Origin of the sequence: Halorubrum sp. SP3 (assembly GCF_005435195.1) — an archaeon.
Taxonomy (GTDB): Archaea; Halobacteriota; Halobacteria; order Halobacteriales; family Haloferacaceae; genus Halorubrum; species Halorubrum sodomense.
In genome coordinates, this window is the sequence record NZ_SGTU01000007.1 from 88600 (window position 1) to 108867 (window position 20268).

Sequence of the window (20268 nt, forward strand, 5' to 3'; positions counted from 1 at the left end):
CGTCCTCGCTGCAGGCCTGAGTGTACTCAGCTTCCTCGCATGGCGGCGGGAACGTGATCGTCGTATGTGGATCGTTACGCTCGGGTACGCGATGTTCGCCGTCTATGGGTTCATCGTGTTCCTTGAGTACCCGCTGCTCCCGTACTTCCCGTACGCGACGCTGGAATTGCTCGAACACGGGAGTGCAATCCTGATCCTCGGTGGCCTCCTGGCGTTTTTCGTCGCTTTGACGCGGGACTAAGCAATGTCGGACCCGGATCTCGAATTGGCCTCTCGGCGGGAAATCTACCAGCGGATAGCCGATACGCCCGGAATTCACTTTCGCGCGCTCCTCGACGATCTTGAGTACGCACAAGGGACACTCCAGTACCAGCTCAGGTGGCTCGCCGATGGGGACCTGATCGACGTCTCGGATGACGGCAAGTACACACGGTACTATCCGGCTGCCGAGTTCGACGAAGCCGATCGAACAGTGATGAACGCGCTGCGCCGGGAATACAGTCGCCGCATCCTCGCACATCTTCTCACAGACGGCCCGCTCTCGACAACCGAACTCAGCGACCGCCTCGACAAGGCACAATCGACCGCCTCGTGGCATCTTTCGAAACTCGCCGAGGCCGACCTCGTCACCAAAGAGCGTGACGGCCGGAGTGTCGTCTACGAAGTCAGCGATCCTGATCGGGTAAAATACCTCTACACGGTTCACCGGCGCTCGTTCACTGACAAAGTCGTCGACCGTATCCTGGGCCTCTGGGACAGCTACTAGCTCGCCGCCGCGTTCGACGGGAGCCCTCGAAGCACCAACAGACGCAACAGGAGCACGTACACGAGAAACGCCACTGAGGGTCCCAGCAGGGGACGAATAAGTCCCGTCAGATCAGTCCCGATCGCTACAGCATGGATTGTCCCGAAGGCGAACCCAGCATACGCGAATGAGTGGACGACGCGTGGGCCCCAGGGGCGCTGGAAGCGTCTTGCGTCAATAAAGCCAAGCACCGCGACGACAAGCATGAGCAGTGCCCCCGCACCGACGGCGACGCCGCCGAGAAAGTACGGCATCGAGTATGCCGGCGCTGGAACCTGTCCGGTGATAACGAACCACGCATCAAGGACACCGAGTCCCGCGTGTAGCAACGTGACGATCATCGCGAACACGGATAGTTCGATATGGATTCGTTGAGCGGCCTCGTGGAGCATTCCAAACGATTCCGTGTTGTAGAGGATGCCCGTGAGAACTGCCAGATACAATGCCGGATACGTGACAAGTGCGGCACCTCGGTCGAGGAGCCAGACGAGCTGTGACATCACGATGCCCCCGTCGTTTCGACGATATCGGGACAGCCGTCCGCGTCCTGGAACCCGTTTTTCGTTTCCGGTCGTGTCGGACACGTATCCGCGGAGTCGTTGATATCATCATCATCGTAATCGGCTGGGGCCTGTCGCGTTGAAACGGTCTGGTCGACGAGGTCGCTTTGTTTTTGTTCGATCGCTTGGGCGGCACGCACGTCTCCGATCTGCCAAAGAGCAGGGACAGCCACCACTAAGACGACCATCGCCACGACGGTGATTCGTTGCTTATGTGTCCAAAACATGTGTCTCAAAGCCATCTGTCGTATGGAAGACGCCATCGTGGATGATGAGCGCCTCTAGACCCTCCCAGTCCGATGCTAATTCGCGTGCCTTGGCAAGCGGGAGTGCCGCGAGGGTCGTCGCCAGGGCGTCGGCTTCCATACAGTCTCGGCGTGCCACGACGGTGACCGATTCATGGCGAGAGCCGAGCGATTCGGTGGTCGGATCGTAGACGTGGTCAGTGCCGTTTCGTGACCGTCGGTATCCGCCCGATGTTGCGACATACCAGTCCGTGTCGAGGACCTTCAGCGGTGTGTCGTCACCGTACGGGCTCTCGATGGCGACCGGTCCCGTCGGTGGGGACATGTCACCGCCACCACTGACGAACCCACGTCGGCCGACGCCGCCGAGTGCCTCGCTGGCCCGATCAACGATGTACCCTTTGGCGAGGCCATTCAGGTCGAGTTCGACGTCGGTCGTGATGTGAGAGCCGCTGGCTTGGACAGTTCCAGTATCAAACTCTGTTGGTAGTGTTTCACTGTCACCGCGCAGGAATGTTTTGAGGGTGTGTTCGACGCGGCCCTGATAAATATCGAACACCCCGTCGGTCCGGTCGTTGTATTCGATTCCACGGCGAACGATTTGGGCAACGTGTTCGTTCCTGACTTCTCCTTCACGGTTGAGCCGGCTGACGGCACTCGCCGCATCGAAGGCGTTCAGTTGGACTTCGAGTGATTTAGCCGTTTTTCGGGCCACAGTAGCCCCAGCCTCGGCCCAAACGCCCGTCGCCTGAATCCGAAACGTTGTGTCACAACACTCGAACTCGCGTTGGGTGTCCCCGAACCGTTCGTAGACCGATGCGAGCGATCCCATCATCTCGGTCACTCATCCTCTTCGTGTTCTTCGTCCTCGTGTTCCTCTTCGTATTCTTCCTCGTCGTCTTCATCTTCGTCGTCTTCTTCGTACTCCTCGTGTTCTTTGTCCTCGTATCCGGACTGTGTCTGGACTGCTGGGGTGAACTCCTGATTCGGCGTCGGCGCATCCGAAGCGGCCTGTTGTGCTACATCCGATGCCGTTGAACCGGATGAGTCAGTTTGCTCGCCAACTTGCGCGAGGCCGCCACCGGGCAGCGCGAGGGCCCCGGCGACACCAGCTGTGAGGAGCGCACCGACGAGCGTGAAGGCGACGAGTTTGTTTTTCGGGACGGGAACGCGCATAATTAGCTACCCCTCGGTTCAGAACCACTATCTTCGACGTGTCGGTCGTTGCGTTCTGTCATTGCAAATAGAGGGTTGAGACAGCCGTAGTAAGGCGTTCGCGTCCAACCATCGAATGTTCGTACAGCTATCGAATCTGTTCAGGACATGAAATGGGTTCTGAGCACGCATGTGATTCGGTTACCAGGCATCTGGTGCGATCAGTGTCTGTCTGACCCTGTGCACGCAGACGATTCGATGGTTGTACGACGATTCGATAGATGGACGCGAATGCTATTTTGTAAACTGTACCTATGTGGGATTGCAATGCCAAGGAACAAGATAACCAGTATCGCGCTCGTTGCCTTGCTAATATTGAGTGCAGGTGCAGCAGCAACTGGTTCCGCCACCGCCGCGCCCGCGAACCAAACAGCAGATGCTGATCAAGAAACGAACAGTACTGCTACGGGGACGAGTGAGATAGGGATAGAGTCACTTAGCGGACTATCGCTATTTGATTCGCTCGGAGCACTCTTTTCCGATGATAGTGCATCCGATAGCTTGACTGCCGACACCCCGAGTGAGACCATCGATATCGACGACATCAACGAGACAGACACTGACGACATCAACGAGACAGATACTGACGACATCAACGAGACAGACACTGACGACCTCAACGAGACCGACACCGACGACAATTCGGATTCAGAGGATACGGTTTCTGACGACAGCTCAAACGAGAACAAAGGTGACGAAAACTCTGATGAGGATGACGCTGGCAACCCTGATTCAGACTCTGACTCCGACGACCAGTCCGACGATGATGACTCTGACGACCAGTCCGACGATGATGACTCTGACGACCAGTCCGACGATGATGACGAAGATTAGCTGATCGCGGATCAAACCTATCCGCTATTGTAAAGTAACCGTCTGCAGGCACAGTAGTCCCGGGCACCTGCGTTGAGCCCTTCGTATTATGCCAGAATACTGTGTGGACGCATACGATTCGATGACTGGACGCGAACACACTTTTTGATACCGTACCCACAGCTAGATATGTATAATCGATTATCGCAAGTCGGTCTCGCCGTTGTGCTCATTCTGGTCGTTAGTGGAGTCGGCACTGTTCAAGCGGGGGCATCACCAGTAGATGGTGATCATATAGTCGTGAAAAATCTTGACGCAACAGAACAGTCACTCCCTCCTGTTGCGGACGTGGATGAATTGGAGGGTGAGGAAGAGGAAGGTGAAGATGTAGAGGATTCGGACGAAGATGAGACAGGCGCGAGTCTGATTGGAGATTGGTGGGGCCTTGGTGGCGAAGTGAATGAGGCTCCGTACATTGGTGTGGTTGAAGCTGGCGTTGTCCTTCTCGTCTTCGGTGTCCTCGGGTACAGTCTTGTAAAGCGAAAGCGATTGCTGCCGGTGCAGTACCGTCGGTATCAGTTACAAACACACCAGTGGGTCGTTCTCATCGGGACGGCACTAACGCTGCCACACTTCATTGCTGTCGAAGAGTGGGAAGGCCTCGGTCTCGCAGTTGCTGTCTTGCTCGGTGTAGAGGTGGCGAGTGGCCTGTATGGTCGATATCTACATCGACACGTCGTCCGGCTTGGACGAGGAGATGAGACACCGTCAGTCGTTGGCCGTGTGCTGACTGTCACAAAAGAGACTCTCTTTTCACGATGGCGACGAATACACGTCTTGCTGACTGTTGTCACTGCCATCATCCTCGTCCTCCACATTATCACCGCAATCGGTGACTGACCTTCCCGTGGTCTCGACTCAGCCTGATAGTAGAGGACTGGCAGCAAAGTTGGAATTGGCCCGTTTCGGACAGTACCGCACATCTTTCGATGGAGATGAGTCCGTACACGAGTCAGGGGCATGGAGTTCTAGTGGTCCCGAGTGACACTTCCCGCCGTGATGTCTTTCGACGAATCGCTCAACGCCCACACGTCGATTGGCCGGCCTACGACGCGACGCCACTGTACGACCAAAGTTCACTGACTGCGCTCATTGAGGATTTCCGGACTGTCTCTGGAATCTGGTTCGAACACAGCGCTCACAACTCGGTCGAGGGGTTGGTCTGTCAGTATCTACTGTCCTACGTGGAGTTCAGTCCCCACGACCAGTACTCCGGTCCGACCCGATATGAGATGCCACAGCTCTTCAGAGCGTTCCTGCTGAAAGAAGTGTACGGCTGGGATCACGAAACCGCGCTCGTCGAGTATCTCCGTCAGCACTCTGAAACCCGTCGATCGCTTGGGTTCGATTCCGTTCCCGACCAGTCGACTCTCTGGCGCAGTTGGAATGAGCGCTTCAGTGCCAAGCTCCGTGAGACTGTCGAGAGAACGGCTCGGACGACCCTCATCAACGCCCAGAATGCCGGTGTTGCGGTTCCTCGTGACCCGGAACGGAAGCTCCAGTACCACAACGAAGAGTCTATGGAGACCGATCTTGACGACCAGACTATTTTGGAAGAAGCAGCGAAGATCAGCGATCACGTCAGCCGAGTCGTCTTCCCGTCATTCTCGTTGGACCGTGGTGATGGCTGTGAAATCCATGAGAACGCGTACTGGGACTTACAAACGTATCTGGGTCTTCGTGAGCGGCTGGCTGCGAACGAAGGGGCTCGCAGTTTCGTCTACGAATCGACTCGGGATCGGACGCCGCTGGGGCACGCCCATCGGGAGCAGATTCGGAACCTCTCGATTGAACAGGTTCGAGCGATGTACCGGCAGGCCATCACTCGGCTCCTGAACGAAGTTGCCGAGACAGAGCAGTTCTTTCGAGCCGGAATCGTCGCGATCGACATTACCGAAGCTGACCCGTTCACAGGTAACCGCACGGGCCACGAGGACGAGATCATCGGGACGAAGGAGAAGACCGACGAGTATGCTTACCAGTGGGCGTCCGTCCAGTTAGTCGGCAACGCCGTCCCGCTGGTCCTCGATGCCCGCCCCGTCCGAAAGGGGGAGACACGACTGGAAATCGTCGAGGACTTGCTGGATTCGGCTGAAGAGTTGGTACACGTCGATAACGTGCTGATGGATCGGGAGTTCGACAGCCAGCACATCCTGGAGATGATCAGCCAGCGCGGGCTTTCATACGTCGTGCCGAAGCGAATGCAGACCAGCGAGAAAGCCCAGGCCAAGCGATTGCTCCAGCGCGACCAAGACCGCTACGAGACCGACCGGAAGCTCCATCTCGGAAAGAATGAGTGGCACGAGACGACGCTGATCTACCGCCGGAAAGAGGACTCCGAGCACGACGATCATCGGCAGTACTCGGTGTTCATGACGAACCGGGGGAGCGGACACCTCACGGAGTACGGCTACCGGTAGGAAATCGAGAGTGGCTATCGATCGATAAAGCGGTTCATGGCGGCGACGACGTCGAAGAATTTCGGGCTCCGATTCTTCTACTTCGAATTCGCGTGTCTCTTGTACTCGATTTGGCGAGCGGTCGATTTGCTCGTCCAAGTCGAGCTGACGGGTGAGTATGAACATTCGCCGATCGTAACAGCCGACAATACGCTGACGCTGCTGAAGAAGGAAACTGGAATCGGATAGAGAGATACTCTGTCCGGGGTAGTCCGGATTCCTGAGTGGCAACACTGTCGGAGATCTTGGAAATTCACCGGTTTAGTTGGTAGTACGCCACCAGAAGACTATCGAGAGTAGATCCGAAGCAGCTTCGCCTCGAAAATTCGCCCGAAACCACGCATCACAGCCCCGCTAAACCCACTGTAGTCTCAACTTCACTTCTCACTATTAACGAGGTTTCTGTGGAGTCATTTGAGATCAGACCCCAATTAATCAGATATTTGTCAGTAACTGAATAGAATAGATTGTATGGCCGGGGTGGGCTCCGAACCCACGATCTCCGCATGTCCCAGGTCCGAGGCTCGGCGGAGCCACGGGAAGGACGCGGACGCTTCCAAGGCGTCACCGCACCGAATCTCCGAACCCTATGAGTGCGGCGCTATGTCCAGCTAAGCCACCCGGCCTCACCAGTTCGTACCGCGATGAGACTCTTTAACCTTCCCATCCGTCGGAGGGTTGTGAACCGATCGCAGATCGCCGCGGGCGGCCGCTTCCGGCGGTGAATCGGACCGAAGGCGCCCCCGTTTCCGAGCGGGGCGAACCCGACGGCCCCGCGCTCGCGGTCGACCCAGCGGATTTATGCCGGGCGCGGCGTATCCCCGGCGTATGAGCCTCCCCGAACTGCTCGCGGCGACCGTCGGCGACGAGGACGTCGTCGCCGAGGTGCCGCTGGGCGGCGACGATCGACTCGCGGTCACGCCCACCCGGACCCTGGTCTTCCGCGGAGACGGGCTCCTGTCCGACGAGTCCGTCGACGAGTACGGCCACGACGTCGAGCGCATCGAGGTCTCGACGGGCCGCCGCAAGGCGAAGATCACCCTCGGGTACGGCCTCGACGGCGACGAGACGCTCTCGGTCCCCGCCAAGCGCGTCGACGACGTCCTCCACCCGATCCTCGCCGGCGTCCTCTCGGCGAGCGGCGTCACGGGCCCCGGCGAGACGGTCGTGCGCACCTTCCGCTTCTCGGAGCTCACCCTGATCGTCACCAGCGAGCGGCTGGTCAAACACGTCGGCTCGGCCGTCTGGGACCCCGAGTTCGAGGAGTTCCACTACGCGGACCTCACCGGGCTCGACTTCGAGGAGGGGACGGTCGCCACCGCGATCGTCCTCGTCCACGACGGCCGTTCGGAGCGGTTCAAGGCCCCCAACGAGTCCGCCCGCGCGGTCCGGGAGACGCTCGCCGACGCGGTGTGTTCGTTCCACGAGGTCGACAGCGTAGAGGAGTTCCGCGTCGCCGCCGCCGAGGCCGACGAGTCGGCCCCGGACGCGGAGGCGAGGGGCCCGACCGACTTCGGCGAGGGGCCCGACCCGCTCTCGGCGTCCCCGGCCGCCGACGCGGAGGCCGACGCCGACGGGATCGGAACCGGACCGAACGAGTCGGCCGGTGCCGCCGACCTCGGTGGCGGGTCGGACCCGCCCGTCGAAGGCGATAACACCTCGGAATCGGCCGCCTCAGGATTGAATTCGGCCGATTCCGACGGTTCGGCCGACGAGGACGACGACCCGCTGGACGGAGACCCGCTCGCCGCGGACGCGTCCGTGGACGACGCGACGGGGGCAGACCCGCTCGACGACGCGACCGCGACGGATTCCCTCGGCTCGGAGCCGACCGGGGCCGCGTCCGTCGACGACGGGAGCGAACGAGAGGCGGGGGGCGAACCCGCGTCCTCGGCCGACGGTGAGACGGTCGCGGCGGACTCGACGGTCGCCGGTTCGACGACCGGAGACCCCGTCTCCGACGCCGCCGACGCCGACTCCGTCGCCCCCGGCGTCGAGACGGACGCCGCCGGTCCGGACGACGACGCGTTCGACGGGTCACCGTTCGAGAGCGCCGGGGTCGAGGACGCGGACCTCGCGAACGAGGTCGCCGCGTTGCGGCGCACCGTCGAGACGCAGTCCGAGCGCTTAGACCGGCAGTCGGCGCTCATCGAACAGCTGATCGAAGAGCTCCGGCGCGGGCGGTGACGGACCCGCGCCTCGCCGCGGCTCGTTTCCACGAACCGGCCGACCCGATTCTCTCGGGTGAGACTCGCGTCGGATCCGTTATCCGGCCGGCGGCGAATCCCCGGACGTAATGGCCGGAGTGGGAACCCGAATCGGTGCGGTGTTACGAGACGTCGCGAGCACGGAGGGACGGCTGGCGGTCACCGCCGGTATCGTCCTCGCGACGCTCGCGATCGGCTGGCTGTTGCTTCCCAGGGCCGTCCGTGCGGGTCAGCGGGTCGCTTCGGGCTGGATCGAGCGGGTCCTCGACGACCGCGCCGGGGCGTCGACGGAAGGCGCGATCGAGACGCTCCGCGACGGCGTCCCGTCGTCGTTCCTCCTCAGGCTGGCGGTCGGCGGCCTCCAGCTCGGGCTGTTCGTGCTCGCCGGCGTCGCCGTGCTGACGCTGTGGGGGCGGTTCGACGTCGTGGTCGCGGTGCTGCCCGTCGCGGAGAACGCCGTCAGGGTCGGTGCGCAGGTCGTCGTCTCGGCGGTGCTGCTCGGCGGCGCCTACGTCGTCAGCGACGTGGTGGAGACGTACGTCACGGAGCTGTCGGCGGACAGCGACCGGATCACGGCCCACCAGGAACAGCTCCTCACCCGGCTCGCGCAGGTCGGGCTGCTCGTGCTCGCCGCCATCACGGTCCTCGGGATCTGGGGCGTGAACCTCGGCGGCCTCCTCGTCGGCGCCGGCTTCCTCGGGATCGTGCTCGGGATGGCGGCCCGGCAGACGCTGGGGTCGCTCATCGCCGGCTTCGTGCTGATGTTCGCCCGCCCGTTCGAGATCGGCGACTGGGTGGAGATCGGCAGCGAGGAGGGGTTCGTCACAGACATCACGATCATGAACACCCACATGCGCAACTTCGACGGGGAGTACGTCGTGGTGCCCAACGACCTCGTCGCCAACCAGGCGATCACGAACCGGAGCCGCGAGGGGCGCCTCCGGATCCACATGGAGGTCGGGATCGGATACGACGACGACCCCGACGAGGCGGCCGAGATCGCTGAGGAGGTCCTCAACGGGATCAACGTGATCGCGAACAACCCCCAGCCGTACGCGATCCCCTCCGGGTTCGGGGACTCCGCGATCCTGCTCGACCTCCGCTTCTGGATCGATCCGCCGACACCGCAGGCCCGGTGGCGCTCGAAGGCGACCGTGGTCGAGCGGATTCAGGACCGCTTCGCCGACGCCGGCATCTCGATCCCCTACCCGCAGCGGACCGTCTCGTACCCGCCGGAGACGGCGCAAGCCGAGGAGACGGTCGAGCGCGTCGAGCGGACCGACGGGGACGACGAGGAGCGGTCGCGGGACCGCCCCGCCTGAAGCTCCGGCGCTCCGCCTCGCTCAGCGGTCCGACGGGCCGGTGTAGCCGCTCGGAAGCTCCGTCCCGCGGCCGGTGAACAGTCGCTCGAACCGCTCGATTCGCTCTAACACGTAGCTCAGGGCGGCCGTGAGCGAGTCCGCGCCGATGGACAACAGGTGGCGCGCGCCCTTCGTGCGGTCGGCGTGATAGAAGCTGATCTCCCCCTCCGGCTCGGTGTTCCGCTCCGGCATCACTACGAGATCCTGTCTGCTGGGGTCGTGTCGGAAGACGAGCACGTCCGTGAGCGAGTCCGCGCCGTAGGTGACCACGTCGTGGCGGACGCTCCACTTCGCCGGCGTCTCCTCGGCGAGCGCGTCCGTGTCGACGACGTTCCGCATCGTCGTCGCCGTCGAGACGCGTTCCAGGCCGGATCCGCGGCGCTCCCGAAGCCACGCGAGGATCCGCTCGACGACGTCGCGGAGACCCTCAGGGCCGGAGAACCGGCCGGCCGACCGCTCTCGCGGCAGCGACCCCCGCGTCACGTCGGTCCGCTCTCCCATGTGAGAACCCGCGGCCGCGTCGTGTTAATAGGTACCGGTCGGGGCCCGTACCCGTCTCGACGTGGAGCGCACCGGTACCCGGCTCGCCGGTCCCGACCCGCGACTCACCGGTCCCGACCCCCGACTCACCGGTCCCGACCGAACCCGGCCGCGAACGTCGCCTCGTCGACGGAGAGAACGGTCTGCCGGCCGTGCGGGCAGGCGAAGGGCCGGTCGCACTCGCCGAGGCGGTCGAGCAGGTCTCGCCGGTCGCCATCGTCGAGTTCGGAGAAGTCGCCGCGCTTCAGCGACGGGTGACACGCGAGCTCCGCGAGCAGGTCGTCGCGCGCGTCCCGCGGCGCGCCGCGGTCACCGTCCGACCCCGAAAGGGCCGCGAGCGCGTCGCGGAAGGCGTCGGCGTCCGCGGTCCGACCGAACGGCGCGGGGACGGTCCGAAGCCGACGCGTGCCGCCGCCGAACGCCTCGGTCTCGAAGCCGAGCGCGGCGAGGTCCTCGGCGTGCGCCCTCGCGGCCGCGGCCTCGTCGGCCGACAGCGAGACGGTCGCGGGCGGGTCGAGCGGCGCGGTCGGCACCGCCTCGCCGTCGAACGCCCGGGCGAGCCGCTCGTAGTTCACGCGCTCGTGGGCGGCGTGCCCGTCGATCACGAGGAGTTCGTCGCCGGCCTCGACGAGGACGTAGAGGTCGCGGAAGACGCCGACCGGCTCGGCGTCCGCGAACGCGCCGGTCCGCGAGCCGTCGTCGGCGCCGACCGGGCCAAGGGCGGATTCGAGGTCGGTGGCGACGTCCGCCGAGCGTCGGAGGTCCGCGCCGGTGAGCGCGTCCGTGACGACCGACGCGACCGCCTCGGCGACCGCGTCCGCGCCGCGGAGGCCCACCTCACGCTTGGCGGGGTGGACGTTCGGGTCGACGCGGTCGGGCGACAGCGACACGTCGACCGCCGCCACCGGCTCCCGGCCGTCGGCGAGGAGGCGACCGTACCCCTCGCGGACCGCGGCCGCGAGCCGGCCGTTCCGGACCGGCCGACCGTTCACGGAGACGCGGACGTGATCGCGGGTGGCCCGAGTGATCGACGGATACGCCAGTATCCCCGAGACGCCCACGTTGACCGCGTTCGGGTCCACGCTGGCCGACTCCGGTTCGGCGTCGACGCTCGCGTCGACCGTCGTCGACCGGCTCGCGGTGTCGCGGTCGTACACGCCGAGAAGGGCGTCCGTGCGGTCGGTTCCGGGCGTCGACAGCGTGGTCGACCCGTCGTGGTCGAGCGCGAACGCGACCGAGGGGTTCGCCAGCGCGTAGTCGGCGACGAGCGAGGAGACCCGGGCGAACTCCGCGCTCGCGCCCGCGAGCGACTCACGGCGGGCCGGCCTGGTCGCGAACAGGTCCTCGACGACGACCGTCGTCCCGCGGGCGCGACCCGCGGGCTCGACGGTGACGTCCCGCTCGCCGTCCGACCCCCCGGAGCGACTCCCGACCGCCGCGGTCCCGTCGACGACGACCCGCGTGCCGACGCCGTCGCCCGGGCTGGTCACGAGTTCGAGCCGGGCCGCCTCGGCGACGGCGGCGAGCGCCTCGCCGCGGAAGCCGAGCGAGTCGACACCGACGGGGTCGCCGTCGGGCGCCAGCTTGCTCGTCGCGTGGCGCTCGACGGCGCGGGCCGCGTCCGCGCGGCTCATCCCTCGCCCGTCGTCAGCGACCCGGATCCGGTCGGTGCCGTCGCCGTCGACGGCGACCTCGACCCGGGAGGCGCCCGCGTCGAGCGCGTTCTCGACCAGTTCCCCGACGACCCGGGCCGGCCGAGTAACGACTTCGCCGGCCGCGATCCGGTCGACCGTCTCCCGATCGAGCCGGCGAACGCGTCCCTCGTCCTCGGCCGAGTCGCCCCGGGCTTCGGCGGCGTCCTCGGCGCCGGACGCGCCGCGACCGCGGTTCCGCTCACCAGTCATCGTCGACCCTCGACTGGAGGTCGTGGAGCGCGTTCAGCGCCTCGATCGGCGTCATCCGCGCGAGGTCGAGGTCCCGAAGCTCCGCGGCGAGGCCGGAGGGCGCGTCGGCCGCGGCTCCCTCGTCCGCGTCGTTCGTCGAACCGACGCGAGACTCTCGGGCCGCCGAGGGGTCGACCGGTTCGGTTCCGTCCGCTTCCGGCCCCTCCGGCGTCTCCTCCGCGAGGAACTCGCGCAGCGACGCGTCGGCGTCGGGGGGATCGTCGTCCGGATCCCCCTCGCCGGTCGCGTCCGCGTCGCCCGTCGCGCCCGCGTCGCCGGGCGTGTCCGCGTCTTCGATCCGCTCCGCCTCGCGACCCCGCTCCGCCTCGCGACCCCGCTCCGCCTCCTCCGCGGCGACGAGGTCGCGAGCGCGGTCGACCACGGGACCGGGAACGCCGGCGAGCTCCGCGACCTCGACGCCGTACGACGACGAGGAGGCGCCGGGGACGACCCGGTGGAGGAAGGTCACGTCGCCGTCCTCGCGCGTCGCGGTGAAGTGGAGGTTGAAGACGCGCTCGCGCTCGTCGGCCAGGTCCGTGAGCCCGTGGTAGTGGGTCGCGAAGAGGGCGGTCGCCCCGAGCTCGTCGTGGAGGAACTCGGCGGCGGCGCGGGCGATGGCGCGCCCGTCGGTGGTGGCGGTCCCCCTCCCGACCTCGTCGAGGAGGACGAGCGAGTCCGCGTCGGCGTCGTGGAGGATCTCCGTCAGCTCGCTCATCTCGCGCATGAACGTCGACTGCCCGCCGGCGATGTCGTCGGAGGCGCCGACCCGGGTGAACAGCCGGTCGAAGACGGGGAGCGAGGCGGCCTGCGCGGGGACGAACGAGCCCGTCTGCGCGAGCACGACGATGAGAGCGACCGACCGCATGTACGTCGACTTCCCGCTCATGTTCGGCCCCGTGATCACGGCGACCGAGCCGCGCGGGAGGTCGGCGTCGTTCGGGACGAAGGAGTCCTCGGTGCGCTCGACGACCGGGTGCCTGCCGCCCTCGATCTCGACGCCTGCGGCGGGGTCGCTGGCGGCGTCGGGGGCGTCACCGACGGCCGCGTCCGAGCCCTCGCGCAGTTCGGGCCGGACGTAGTCGCGCTCGACGGCGACCGCGGCGAGCGAGGTCAGCGCGTCGAGCTCGGCCAGCGCGTCGGCGAGGTCCTGGATCCGCTCGGTCTCGGCCGCGACGCGGTCGCGGACGTCGACGAACAGCTCGTACTCCAGGGCGTCCGCGCGCTCGGCGGCGCCGACGATCTCCTCCTCGCGCTCCTTCAGCTCCGGGGTGACGTAGCGCTCGCTGTGCTTCAGCGTCTGCCGGCGTCGGTAGTCGTCGGGGACGCGGTCGAGGTTCGCGTCGGTCACCTCGATGTAGTAGCCGTGGACCTGGTTGTGACCGACCGACAGCGAGTCGATCCCGGTGCGCTCGCGCTCGCTCGCCTCCAACTCCGCGACCCACTCGCGGCCGTCGCGCTCGGTGGCGCGCAGGTCGTCGAGATCGCCGTCGAACCCCTCGCGGATCACGCCGCCCTCGGTGATCTCCTGGGGCGGGTCGGTCGCGATCGCGCCGTCGATCAGCTCGCGGACCTCGGTCAGCTCGTCGAGCCGGTCGCGGAGGTCGCGGAGGTGATCGGTTCGAGGGAGCGCGGGGTCGCCCTCATCGGCGGCGTCCGTCGCGTCGGCTCCGTCGCCGTCCACCCCTTCCGTCTCCGCGAGCGTCGCCTTCAGCTCTGGCACGACGGCGAGCGTCCGGTGGAGCGAGCGGAGGTCCCGGGCGTCCGCCCGTCCCCGCGAGACGCGGCTCACCAGCCGTTCGAGGTCGTAGGCGGTCGCGAGCGCGTCGGCGACTCCCTCGCGGGCGAGGCTCCGGTCCGCGAGCTCGCCGACCGCGTCGTGGCGGCTCCGGATCGCGTCGGCGTCGACGAGCGGACGGCGGAGCCAGCGCTCCAAGCAGCGGCGGCCGAGCGCGCAGTTCGTCTCGTCGAGCGCGTCGAACAGCGTGTCGCTCGCGCCCAGCCCGCGGTTCTCGAAGAGCTCCAGGCTGCGCTGGGCCGCCGCGTCGAGCCGGAGCCGGTCGCGGGGGTCGTACCGTCGGATCCGGGTCACGTAGGGGAGCGGCCCGTCGTCGCCCTGCGTGTACTCGGCGTACGCGAGCACGGCACCGGCCGCCCGCAGCTCCGCGTCGGCGTCGAACCGCCGGTCCGGTGCCGGGAGGTACGGCTCCAACCGCTCGGCCGCCGTCCGGCGGTCGAAGGCGCCCGCGTCGTAGTCGTGGGTCGTCCAGCCGCGCTCCGCGTCGCTCGGTTCGAACGCGGGAGCGTCCGGGCCGGCGATGAGCTCCGCCGGCGCGATCCGGTCGAGCTCGCCCGCGACCGCGTCCGCGTCGCCCGACGTGACGAGACATTCGCCGGTCGAGACGTCGACGGCGGCGAGGCCGACGTTGGTCGCGGGATCGGACTCCTCAACGCCCCGGTCGGCCGCGACCGCCGCCACGTAGTTCGTCGTCCCCGGTTCGAGGAGGTCGTCCTCGACGACGGTGCCCGGCGTGATCACCTCGGTGACGGCGCGGTCGACGAGGCCGGATGCCTGCTCGGCGTCCTCGACCTGGTCGCCGAGCGCGACGCGGTAGCCCGCGTCGAGCAGCGATTCGAGGTAGGGGGCCGCGTTGTCGATGGGGATCCCGGCCATCGGGTAGTCGCCGGTCGAGTCGGACCGCTCCGTCAGCGTCACCTCGCAGACGCGGGCCACGGTCTCGGCCGCCTCGCAGAACGCCTCGTAGAAGTCGCCGACCTGGAACAGCACCAAGGCGTCCTCGTGGGCGGCACAGAGGTCGGCGTACTGCGAGAGCATCGGCGTGAGCTCCTCGCGGACGGTCGCGATCCCGGGCGGCAGCCCGGTCACCGTCTCTCGGTCCGCCGGTTCCATACCCCGTACCCGGGCGGCCGCGGGCATAAACGGTGCGGAGGCGTCGGCGGAGAGCAGAACGAGCTCGTGGGGGCGTCGAGAGCCTTACGGTCCTTCGCCCCCGAGTACGGCCGTGACGAACCGAACGATCGTCGTGGGGCTCGCCGGGACGTTCGTCGGCATGACGGCGCTCCTCGTGATCGGCGGGATCGTCCTCCACCCGATCGCGTTGGCGCTCGCGGTGCCGTTTGGCGCCGTCTCCTACTTCCTCTGGTACCACGCCAGCGGGCGCCTCCACGACCGGGCGCGACGGTCGGCCGAGCAGGCGGGGCCGACGGAGCGCGAGCGCGCCAGACAGCGCGCCCGCACCGAGGCCAACCGGGAACGCGCGTACCGCGCCGCCGGCGACGGCGGTCGGAGCGCGAGCGGGCGACGCGGCGGTGCCCGCGGGGCCGGAGGGCGGTTCGGCTCCGGCGCGTCCGGAACGGGCGACCCCCGCGACAGGGCGCCCGCCGCCGACCGGATGACCGAGCGCGAGGCGTACGAGACGCTCGGGCTCGACCGCACGGCGGACGGCGAGGCGGTCCGGCGGCGCTACCGAGAGCGCGCGAAGCGGCTCCACCCGGACGGCGAGGACGGCGACGAGGAGGCGTTCAAGCGACTCAACGAGGCGTACGAGGTCCTCAAGGAATAGCGCGGAGCCGTACGAGGTCCTGAAAAAGTAGCGCGGAGGCGTACGAGGTTCCGAGAGGCGAGGCGACGGCTCACTCCGCGTCGACCGCGGCGGCGATCGCCCGCTCGGCGTCGTCCCGCTCTTCCCGCGTGTTGACGTTCGTGAAGGTGCGCTCGGTCGTCAGCGACCGGATAGCCTCGTCGCCGACGACGACCTCGTCGACTCGGTCCACGAGCGCGAGCACCTTCCGCTCGCCGCGGTTGAGCGCGCGGTCGCAGGCGGCCGCGGCGGGGCCAGTCGCGTACGCTGCCTGCGTCGTCTGGTACCAGCGGTCCTCCAGCCGCGGGACCGCGGCCTCGGCGTCGGCGGCCGCCTCGCGGAGGTGGTCGAGGAAGCCCGGGTCGACGAACGGCATGTCGCAGGCGACGACGACCGCGTACGGGTCGGTCGCGGCCCGGCAGGCGTTCCGGATCCCGGCCAGCGGCCCGAGGTCGGGCTCGTCGTCGAGCGCCCAGCGGACGGGGAGCGGGAACCCGGCCAGCGCCTCGGCGATCGCCTCGCGCTGATCGGGGCGACAGTTGACGACGAGCTCGTCGACGACCGGGTCGCCGCCGGCCGCGCGGTCGGCGCCGGGCGGGACCGGGTCGTCCGCTCCGGCGAGCCGGTCCGCGACCCGGCGGATCATCGGCACGCCGGCGAGCTCGGCGACCGCCTTGTCGGCGTCGCCGAAGCGCGTCGAGCGCCCGCCGGCGAGGATGGCTCCGGTGGTCACGGACGGGCTTTGAACGGGGAGGGACTTCGCGGTTGCGGTGGCGAGGCACGCGGCGATCGATCGGGCACCGTGCGCGGCGAGCCGTCCGGCCCGGCCCGCCGTGATCGGACGGGTCCCACGCGCGGTGATTGGACGGGCCGCGAACGCGCGTTTCGGCCGGTCCATCCGCCCGAAAGCGACCCGTTAAGTGGCCGGCGACCCAACCTGTATCCATGCCAGAGGCAACGGATCTGGAGGAGCTGAAGCGGGGGACCGAGCTGGTCAAGCGCGGCTTCGCGCGGATGCAGAAGGGCGGCGTGATCATGGACGTCGTCAACCGCGAACAGGCCCGCATCGCGGAGGACGCCGGCGCGGTCGCGGTGATGGTCCTCGAACACGTCCCGGCGGACATCCGAAAGCGCGGCGGCGTCGCGCGGATGCCCGACCCCGAGCGCGTCCCGGAGATCATCGACGAGGTGTCGATCCCGGTGATGGGCAAATCGCGGATCGGCCACCGCAAGGAGGCGGAGATCCTGGAGTCGCTCGGCGTCGACATGATCGACGAGTCCGAGGTGCTGACGCCCGCCGACGACGAGTACCACACCGACAAGCGCGACTTCACCTCCCCGTTCGTCTGCGGCGCGCGCAACCTCCCAGAGGCGCTCCGCCGGGTCCGCGAAGGCGCGGCGATGATCCGGACGAAGGGCGAGGCCGGCACCGGCGACGTGAACCAGGCGGTCAAACACCAGCGCACCATCAAAAACCAGATCCGCACGCTCAGCGGCCTCAACTACGAGGAGCGCGAGAAGTGGGCCCGAGAACACGGCGCCCCGCGCGACCTCGTCCACGAGACGGCCGAGGCCGGCCGGCTCCCGGTCGTCAACTTCGCGGCCGGCGGCATCGCGACGCCCGCGGACGCCGCCCTGATGATGTACCACGGCTGCGACGGCATCTTCGTCGGATCCGGCATCTTCGGCGCGGAGGACCCCGAGGCGATGGGCACCGCCATCGTCGAGGCCGTCAACAACTGGGACGACCCCGACGAGCTCGCCCGGATCGCGAGCGGCACCGGGAAGGGGATGAAGGGCCAGTCCAACGAGGACATGAAGGAGGAAGAGAAGCTCCAGGGCCGCGGCGTTTAGAGAGGCGTCTTCGGCAGGGCGGCGACTTTTTCAATTAAAACTGCGGTGGCGCGTGCCGACGAGCAGCCGTCAGGCTGCGAGTCGCACGCGCGAGGGACGCCGCGAGCGACCGGAGGGAGCGAGCGGCAGCGAGGCGCGACGCGCCTCTGGCAGCCGGCGGCGTCGCCGCCGGCGACGAGGCTGGGGAGGTGTGAGGTGCGGTTGCTGTGCGGCGCGGGGCGGGACTCAAAGGGGCAGCCGGGAGGGCGGCGCAGGCGTTCACGAGAGCGAAGCTCTCGTGAGCCAATCAGAACGCGAAGCGTTCTGATGACGACGTAAGCACCGCAGGAGCGAGTGAAACGAGCGACGAGGAGCGTGGTTCGAGAGAGCTTCGCTCTCTCGTCACCACGAGACGCCCTCGGCGTCTCGAACGACAGCGAGCGTGCGCCGCCCTCCCGGCTGGGGCTTCGGAAGTGTTCGCCGTCGATCCAGAGTCAACTGTTTATAAGCGGGCGGCTGCGCCTATCGAGATTCGTTTGTATGCGTCGAAAGTCGACCGATAGCCATCCCAACCGCGTACCCGGCGAGCCCGGCGACGACCGCGAACTGCAGCCCGAGTCTGACGCCGAGTTCGATTCCGCCGAGCAGCTCCCCACGCGCGGATTGGTACCCGTATCCCAGCATTCGCGGATACGTGTACCGGCCCGCGCCCGTCCAGTTACCCGTGATATAACCGACGAGCGGAGGAACGCGAACCACCAGCAGCCGACGAGCCACAGCGAGCCGACGGTCGGGACGACGCCCGCACTCGCGATCCCCCGCCGCGACGGCGATCCCGAGCGCCAGCGCGATCTACCACAGGGAGATTCCGGTGTTCAGCCCGAACGCGAATCCGAGAGAGGCGAGCAGGAGGAGGCCGACGACTCCCAGCGCGAGCAGTCCTCTCGCCGGGGCGTCGCCGATGAGATGCGGTGACGTGCGGGCGTCTCGGAGGGCCGTGGTCGTCGGTCGTCCCGCCGCACGCAGAAGTCGATCTGGGGCCATGATCAGTCGAGTCTCGACGGGGAACGCTTCCAAAGCCCCAGTCGCGAGGACTCGATGGGCTCGCTGCGGTCCTCGTCGCTCGCTTCGCTCGCTCCTGCGGTCCTTGCGTCGCCCGTCTTCGTCCTCGCGACTGCCCCTTTGAGCCCCGCCCCGCCCCTCACCGCACCGCCCCGCACAGCACCGCACGCCTCCCCGGCCTCGTCGCCGGACTACGTCCGGCTACAAGCGAGAGCTTCGCTCTCGCCCTGTCAGTCGCCCTCGCTCCGCTTCGGGCGACTGACTCCCTCGCGGTCGGCTCGCGCCCCGCGGGCGCTCGCCGGCGCGCCGTTCGGTTGACGAGTCGAGCGAAGGCGTGGATCTCTCGGTCGGTCTCGGCTCAATTCCGCAGCGCCTCGACCGGCCGCTCGTTGGCCGCCTTCCACGCCGGGTACGCGCCGCTGACGATCCCGACGCCGACGCCGAAGCCGAGCGCGAGCAGGAGGTAGTACCCGTTCGTCGGGTCGAGCACGAGCGCGGCGTCGACCGCGGGCGTCGCGGCGACGAGGCCGGCGACGAGCAGGACCGTGAGCAGGGTGCCGGCCGCGGCGCCGGCCGCACCGATGAGCCCGGCCTCCGCGAGCAGGACGCGCAACACGTCGCGGCGCGCGACCCCCACGGCGCGCATCACGCCGATCTCCTGCCGGCGCTCGACGGTGCTCATCAGCATGACGTTGAGGATCGAGACGCCCGCGACGACCAGCGAGATGGCGCCCAGGCCGAGCAGGAACGTCGAGAGGAGGTCGAAGAACTCGTTGATCTCGTCGACGAGGGCGGCCAACTCGAACAGGTCCACCCGCTTTTCGCGGGCGTTCACCGCCTCGCGGATCGCGTCCGCGGCCGCCCGAGCCTCGGCGCCCGAGTCGGCGACGACGAGCGCCTGCGCGTAGCCGTCGGCCGAGAACGCCGACTCCGGCAGGAAGACCGCGTCGTCGGGCGCCACCGGACTGAACGTCTGGCTCTCGACCAACACCGCGATCACCCGCACCTGCGAGCCCGCGATCTCGACGGTGTCGCCCGCGCCGGCGCCGAGGTCCTCGGCGATGCCCGCGCCGAGGATCGCGCCCCGTCGGTGCCGTTCCGGGAGCCGACCCTCGGCAGCCTCGTACGCGAGCGCGGGCTCCTCGATCCCGTACACCGTCGCGAACGTCTGATCGCCCTGCCGCGCGACCGTGGCGCTGTCGGAGTACAGCGGGATCACCGCGGGCTCGCCGACCGCCCGTCGGATCGACGCGACGTCCGCGTCCGACAGCGACTCGACGCCGGCGTCCGTGTTCGGGGAGACGACGACCTGCGTGCCGATGTCGCCGATGGCGTCGTCGGCGCCAAGCGCCAGGACGTTCCCGAAAATGCCGAGCGCCGCGACCGCGAGCACGCCGATACAGACGCCCAACACCGCCAGCACGGTCCGCACCCGATTTCGCCGGAGGTTCCGCGACGCCATCGACACCGCGGGGCGCCACCCCCGGAGCCAACCGGAGAGACCGTTCGCGTTCCGACTCCCGTCGGTCATGGCTCACCGCCGCTCATCGGTTCCCACCGCTCATC

18 protein-coding genes, 1 tRNA gene and 1 pseudogene are annotated in these 20268 nt (G+C 67.4%); 10 read left to right on the forward strand and 10 right to left on the reverse strand.

The window, feature by feature from the left end; translation table 11 throughout:
• Nucleotides 1-64 precede the first annotated feature (64 nt).
• On the forward strand, nt 65-241 hold the full coding sequence (locus EXE42_RS20190; RefSeq protein WP_241988353.1) for a hypothetical protein: 177 nt from the start codon (nt 65-67) through the stop codon (nt 239-241).
• 3 nt (nt 242-244) lie between these two features.
• Entirely contained in the window at nt 245-766 is a 522-nt protein-coding gene (locus tag EXE42_RS07495) for a metalloregulator ArsR/SmtB family transcription factor (protein WP_092920172.1), read from the forward strand.
• Here EXE42_RS07495 and EXE42_RS07500 read toward each other — a convergent pair.
• The 4 genes from EXE42_RS07500 to EXE42_RS18530 are packed head-to-tail and all read right to left on the reverse strand — an operon-like array spanning nt 763 to nt 2786.
• Entirely contained in the window at nt 763-1305 is a 543-nt protein-coding gene (locus EXE42_RS07500; RefSeq protein ID WP_137706229.1) for a hypothetical protein, read from the reverse strand. The genes EXE42_RS07495 and EXE42_RS07500 overlap by 4 nt on opposite strands.
• A complete protein-coding gene (locus EXE42_RS07505) occupies nt 1305-1553 on the reverse strand; it encodes a hypothetical protein (RefSeq protein WP_241988354.1) in 249 nt (82 codons plus the stop codon). The genes EXE42_RS07500 and EXE42_RS07505 overlap by 1 nt, the downstream gene beginning before the upstream one ends.
• 22 nt (nt 1554-1575) lie before the next feature.
• On the reverse strand, nt 1576-2445 hold the full coding sequence (locus EXE42_RS07510) for an FAD:protein FMN transferase (RefSeq protein ID WP_137706230.1): 870 nt from the start codon (nt 2443-2445) through the stop codon (nt 1576-1578).
• 5 nt (nt 2446-2450) lie between these two features.
• Nucleotides 2451-2786: a hypothetical protein gene (locus EXE42_RS18530; protein WP_092920168.1), complete on the reverse strand. Its 336-nt coding sequence runs from the start codon at nt 2784-2786 to the stop codon at nt 2451-2453.
• A 306-nt stretch (nt 2787-3092) separates the two neighbouring features.
• Between EXE42_RS18530 and EXE42_RS07520 the strand changes: the two genes are divergently transcribed.
• From EXE42_RS07520 to EXE42_RS07530, 3 genes and pseudogenes are all read left to right on the forward strand, one after another.
• Nucleotides 3093-3659 (forward strand): hypothetical protein, encoded by a 567-nt coding sequence (locus tag EXE42_RS07520; RefSeq protein WP_137706232.1) that lies wholly within the window; start codon nt 3093-3095, stop codon nt 3657-3659.
• Between the two features lie 168 nt (nt 3660-3827).
• Complete coding sequence (locus EXE42_RS07525) at nt 3828-4538, forward strand: hypothetical protein (protein WP_137694631.1); 711 nt, start codon at nt 3828-3830, stop codon at nt 4536-4538.
• 95 nt (nt 4539-4633) lie between these two features.
• Nucleotides 4634-6346, forward strand: a pseudogene (locus EXE42_RS07530) (transposase).
• Nucleotides 6347-6629: 283 nt separating this feature from the next.
• Here EXE42_RS07530 and EXE42_RS07535 read toward each other — a convergent pair.
• Nucleotides 6630-6783, reverse strand: a tRNA-Met gene (locus tag EXE42_RS07535).
• A gap of 202 nt (nt 6784-6985) precedes the next feature.
• Here EXE42_RS07535 and EXE42_RS07540 point away from each other — a divergent pair.
• A complete protein-coding gene (locus EXE42_RS07540; protein ID WP_137706233.1) occupies nt 6986-8344 on the forward strand; it encodes a hypothetical protein in 1359 nt (452 codons plus the stop codon).
• A gap of 109 nt (nt 8345-8453) precedes the next feature.
• Nucleotides 8454-9686, forward strand: coding sequence for a mechanosensitive ion channel family protein (locus EXE42_RS07545; protein ID WP_174548984.1), 1233 nt, complete (start codon nt 8454-8456; stop codon nt 9684-9686).
• Nucleotides 9687-9707: 21 nt separating this feature from the next.
• On the opposite strand, the gene EXE42_RS07550 is transcribed toward EXE42_RS07545, so the two are convergent.
• From EXE42_RS07550 to mutS, 3 genes are all read right to left on the reverse strand, one after another.
• A complete protein-coding gene (locus tag EXE42_RS07550) occupies nt 9708-10226 on the reverse strand; it encodes a hypothetical protein (protein WP_137706234.1) in 519 nt (172 codons plus the stop codon).
• A gap of 125 nt (nt 10227-10351) precedes the next feature.
• Entirely contained in the window at nt 10352-12169 is a 1818-nt protein-coding gene (mutL, locus tag EXE42_RS07555) for a DNA mismatch repair endonuclease MutL (RefSeq protein WP_137706235.1), read from the reverse strand.
• The gene (gene mutS / locus EXE42_RS07560) at nt 12159-15116 is read right to left on the reverse strand and encodes a DNA mismatch repair protein MutS (RefSeq protein WP_137706236.1); all 2958 of its coding nucleotides are present in this window, start codon (nt 15114-15116) and stop codon (nt 12159-12161) included. The genes mutL and mutS overlap by 11 nt, the downstream gene beginning before the upstream one ends.
• A 112-nt stretch (nt 15117-15228) precedes the next feature.
• Here mutS and EXE42_RS07565 point away from each other — a divergent pair, with 112 nt between their 5' ends.
• Entirely contained in the window at nt 15229-15789 is a 561-nt protein-coding gene (locus EXE42_RS07565) for a DnaJ domain-containing protein (protein WP_092920161.1), read from the forward strand.
• 70 nt (nt 15790-15859) lie between these two features.
• Here EXE42_RS07565 and EXE42_RS07570 read toward each other — a convergent pair whose 3' ends face one another.
• On the reverse strand, nt 15860-16540 hold the full coding sequence (locus EXE42_RS07570; RefSeq protein WP_092920485.1) for a molybdenum cofactor guanylyltransferase: 681 nt from the start codon (nt 16538-16540) through the stop codon (nt 15860-15862).
• 212 nt (nt 16541-16752) lie between these two features.
• On the opposite strand from EXE42_RS07570, the gene pdxS reads away from it, so the two are divergent.
• The gene (pdxS, locus tag EXE42_RS07575; protein WP_092920160.1) at nt 16753-17661 is read left to right on the forward strand and encodes a pyridoxal 5'-phosphate synthase lyase subunit PdxS; all 909 of its coding nucleotides are present in this window, start codon (nt 16753-16755) and stop codon (nt 17659-17661) included.
• A 519-nt stretch (nt 17662-18180) separates the two neighbouring features.
• On the forward strand, nt 18181-18615 hold the full coding sequence (locus EXE42_RS18535; protein WP_158293697.1) for a hypothetical protein: 435 nt from the start codon (nt 18181-18183) through the stop codon (nt 18613-18615).
• A 445-nt stretch (nt 18616-19060) separates the two neighbouring features.
• On the opposite strand, the gene EXE42_RS07585 is transcribed toward EXE42_RS18535, so the two are convergent.
• Nucleotides 19061-20233, reverse strand: a complete 1173-nt coding sequence (locus tag EXE42_RS07585; RefSeq protein ID WP_137693358.1) for an ABC transporter permease — start codon at nt 20231-20233, stop codon at nt 19061-19063.
• Nucleotides 20234-20268: the final 35 nt, after the last annotated feature.

Excerpts from the sequence above, each read along its gene's own strand:
- EXE42_RS07495 (WP_092920172.1), top strand. The coding sequence starts at position 245 with ATGTCGGACCCGGATCTCGAATTGGCCTCTCGGCGGGAAATCTACCAG.
- EXE42_RS07540 (WP_137706233.1), top strand. The coding sequence starts at position 6,986 with ATGAGCCTCCCCGAACTGCTCGCGGCGACCGTCGGCGACGAGGACGTC.
- EXE42_RS07505 (WP_241988354.1), bottom strand. The coding sequence starts at position 1,553 with ATGGTCGTCTTAGTGGTGGCTGTCCCTGCTCTTTGGCAGATCGGAGAC.
- EXE42_RS07500 (WP_137706229.1), bottom strand. The coding sequence starts at position 1,305 with ATGTCACAGCTCGTCTGGCTCCTCGACCGAGGTGCCGCACTTGTCACG.
- EXE42_RS20190 (WP_241988353.1), top strand. The coding sequence starts at position 65 with ATGTGGATCGTTACGCTCGGGTACGCGATGTTCGCCGTCTATGGGTTC.
- EXE42_RS07510 (WP_137706230.1), bottom strand. The coding sequence starts at position 2,445 with ATGATGGGATCGCTCGCATCGGTCTACGAACGGTTCGGGGACACCCAA.
- EXE42_RS18535 (WP_158293697.1), top strand. The coding sequence starts at position 18,181 with ATGCGTCGAAAGTCGACCGATAGCCATCCCAACCGCGTACCCGGCGAG.
- EXE42_RS07525 (WP_137694631.1), top strand. The coding sequence starts at position 3,828 with ATGTATAATCGATTATCGCAAGTCGGTCTCGCCGTTGTGCTCATTCTG.
- mutL (WP_137706235.1), bottom strand. The coding sequence starts at position 12,169 with ATGACTGGTGAGCGGAACCGCGGTCGCGGCGCGTCCGGCGCCGAGGAC.
- EXE42_RS07520 (WP_137706232.1), top strand. The coding sequence starts at position 3,093 with ATGCCAAGGAACAAGATAACCAGTATCGCGCTCGTTGCCTTGCTAATA.
- EXE42_RS07585 (WP_137693358.1), bottom strand. The coding sequence starts at position 20,233 with ATGACCGACGGGAGTCGGAACGCGAACGGTCTCTCCGGTTGGCTCCGG.
- EXE42_RS07545 (WP_174548984.1), top strand. The coding sequence starts at position 8,454 with ATGGCCGGAGTGGGAACCCGAATCGGTGCGGTGTTACGAGACGTCGCG.
- EXE42_RS07550 (WP_137706234.1), bottom strand. The coding sequence starts at position 10,226 with ATGGGAGAGCGGACCGACGTGACGCGGGGGTCGCTGCCGCGAGAGCGG.
- EXE42_RS18530 (WP_092920168.1), bottom strand. The coding sequence starts at position 2,786 with ATGCGCGTTCCCGTCCCGAAAAACAAACTCGTCGCCTTCACGCTCGTC.
- pdxS (WP_092920160.1), top strand. The coding sequence starts at position 16,753 with ATGCCAGAGGCAACGGATCTGGAGGAGCTGAAGCGGGGGACCGAGCTG.
- mutS (WP_137706236.1), bottom strand. The coding sequence starts at position 15,116 with ATGGAACCGGCGGACCGAGAGACGGTGACCGGGCTGCCGCCCGGGATC.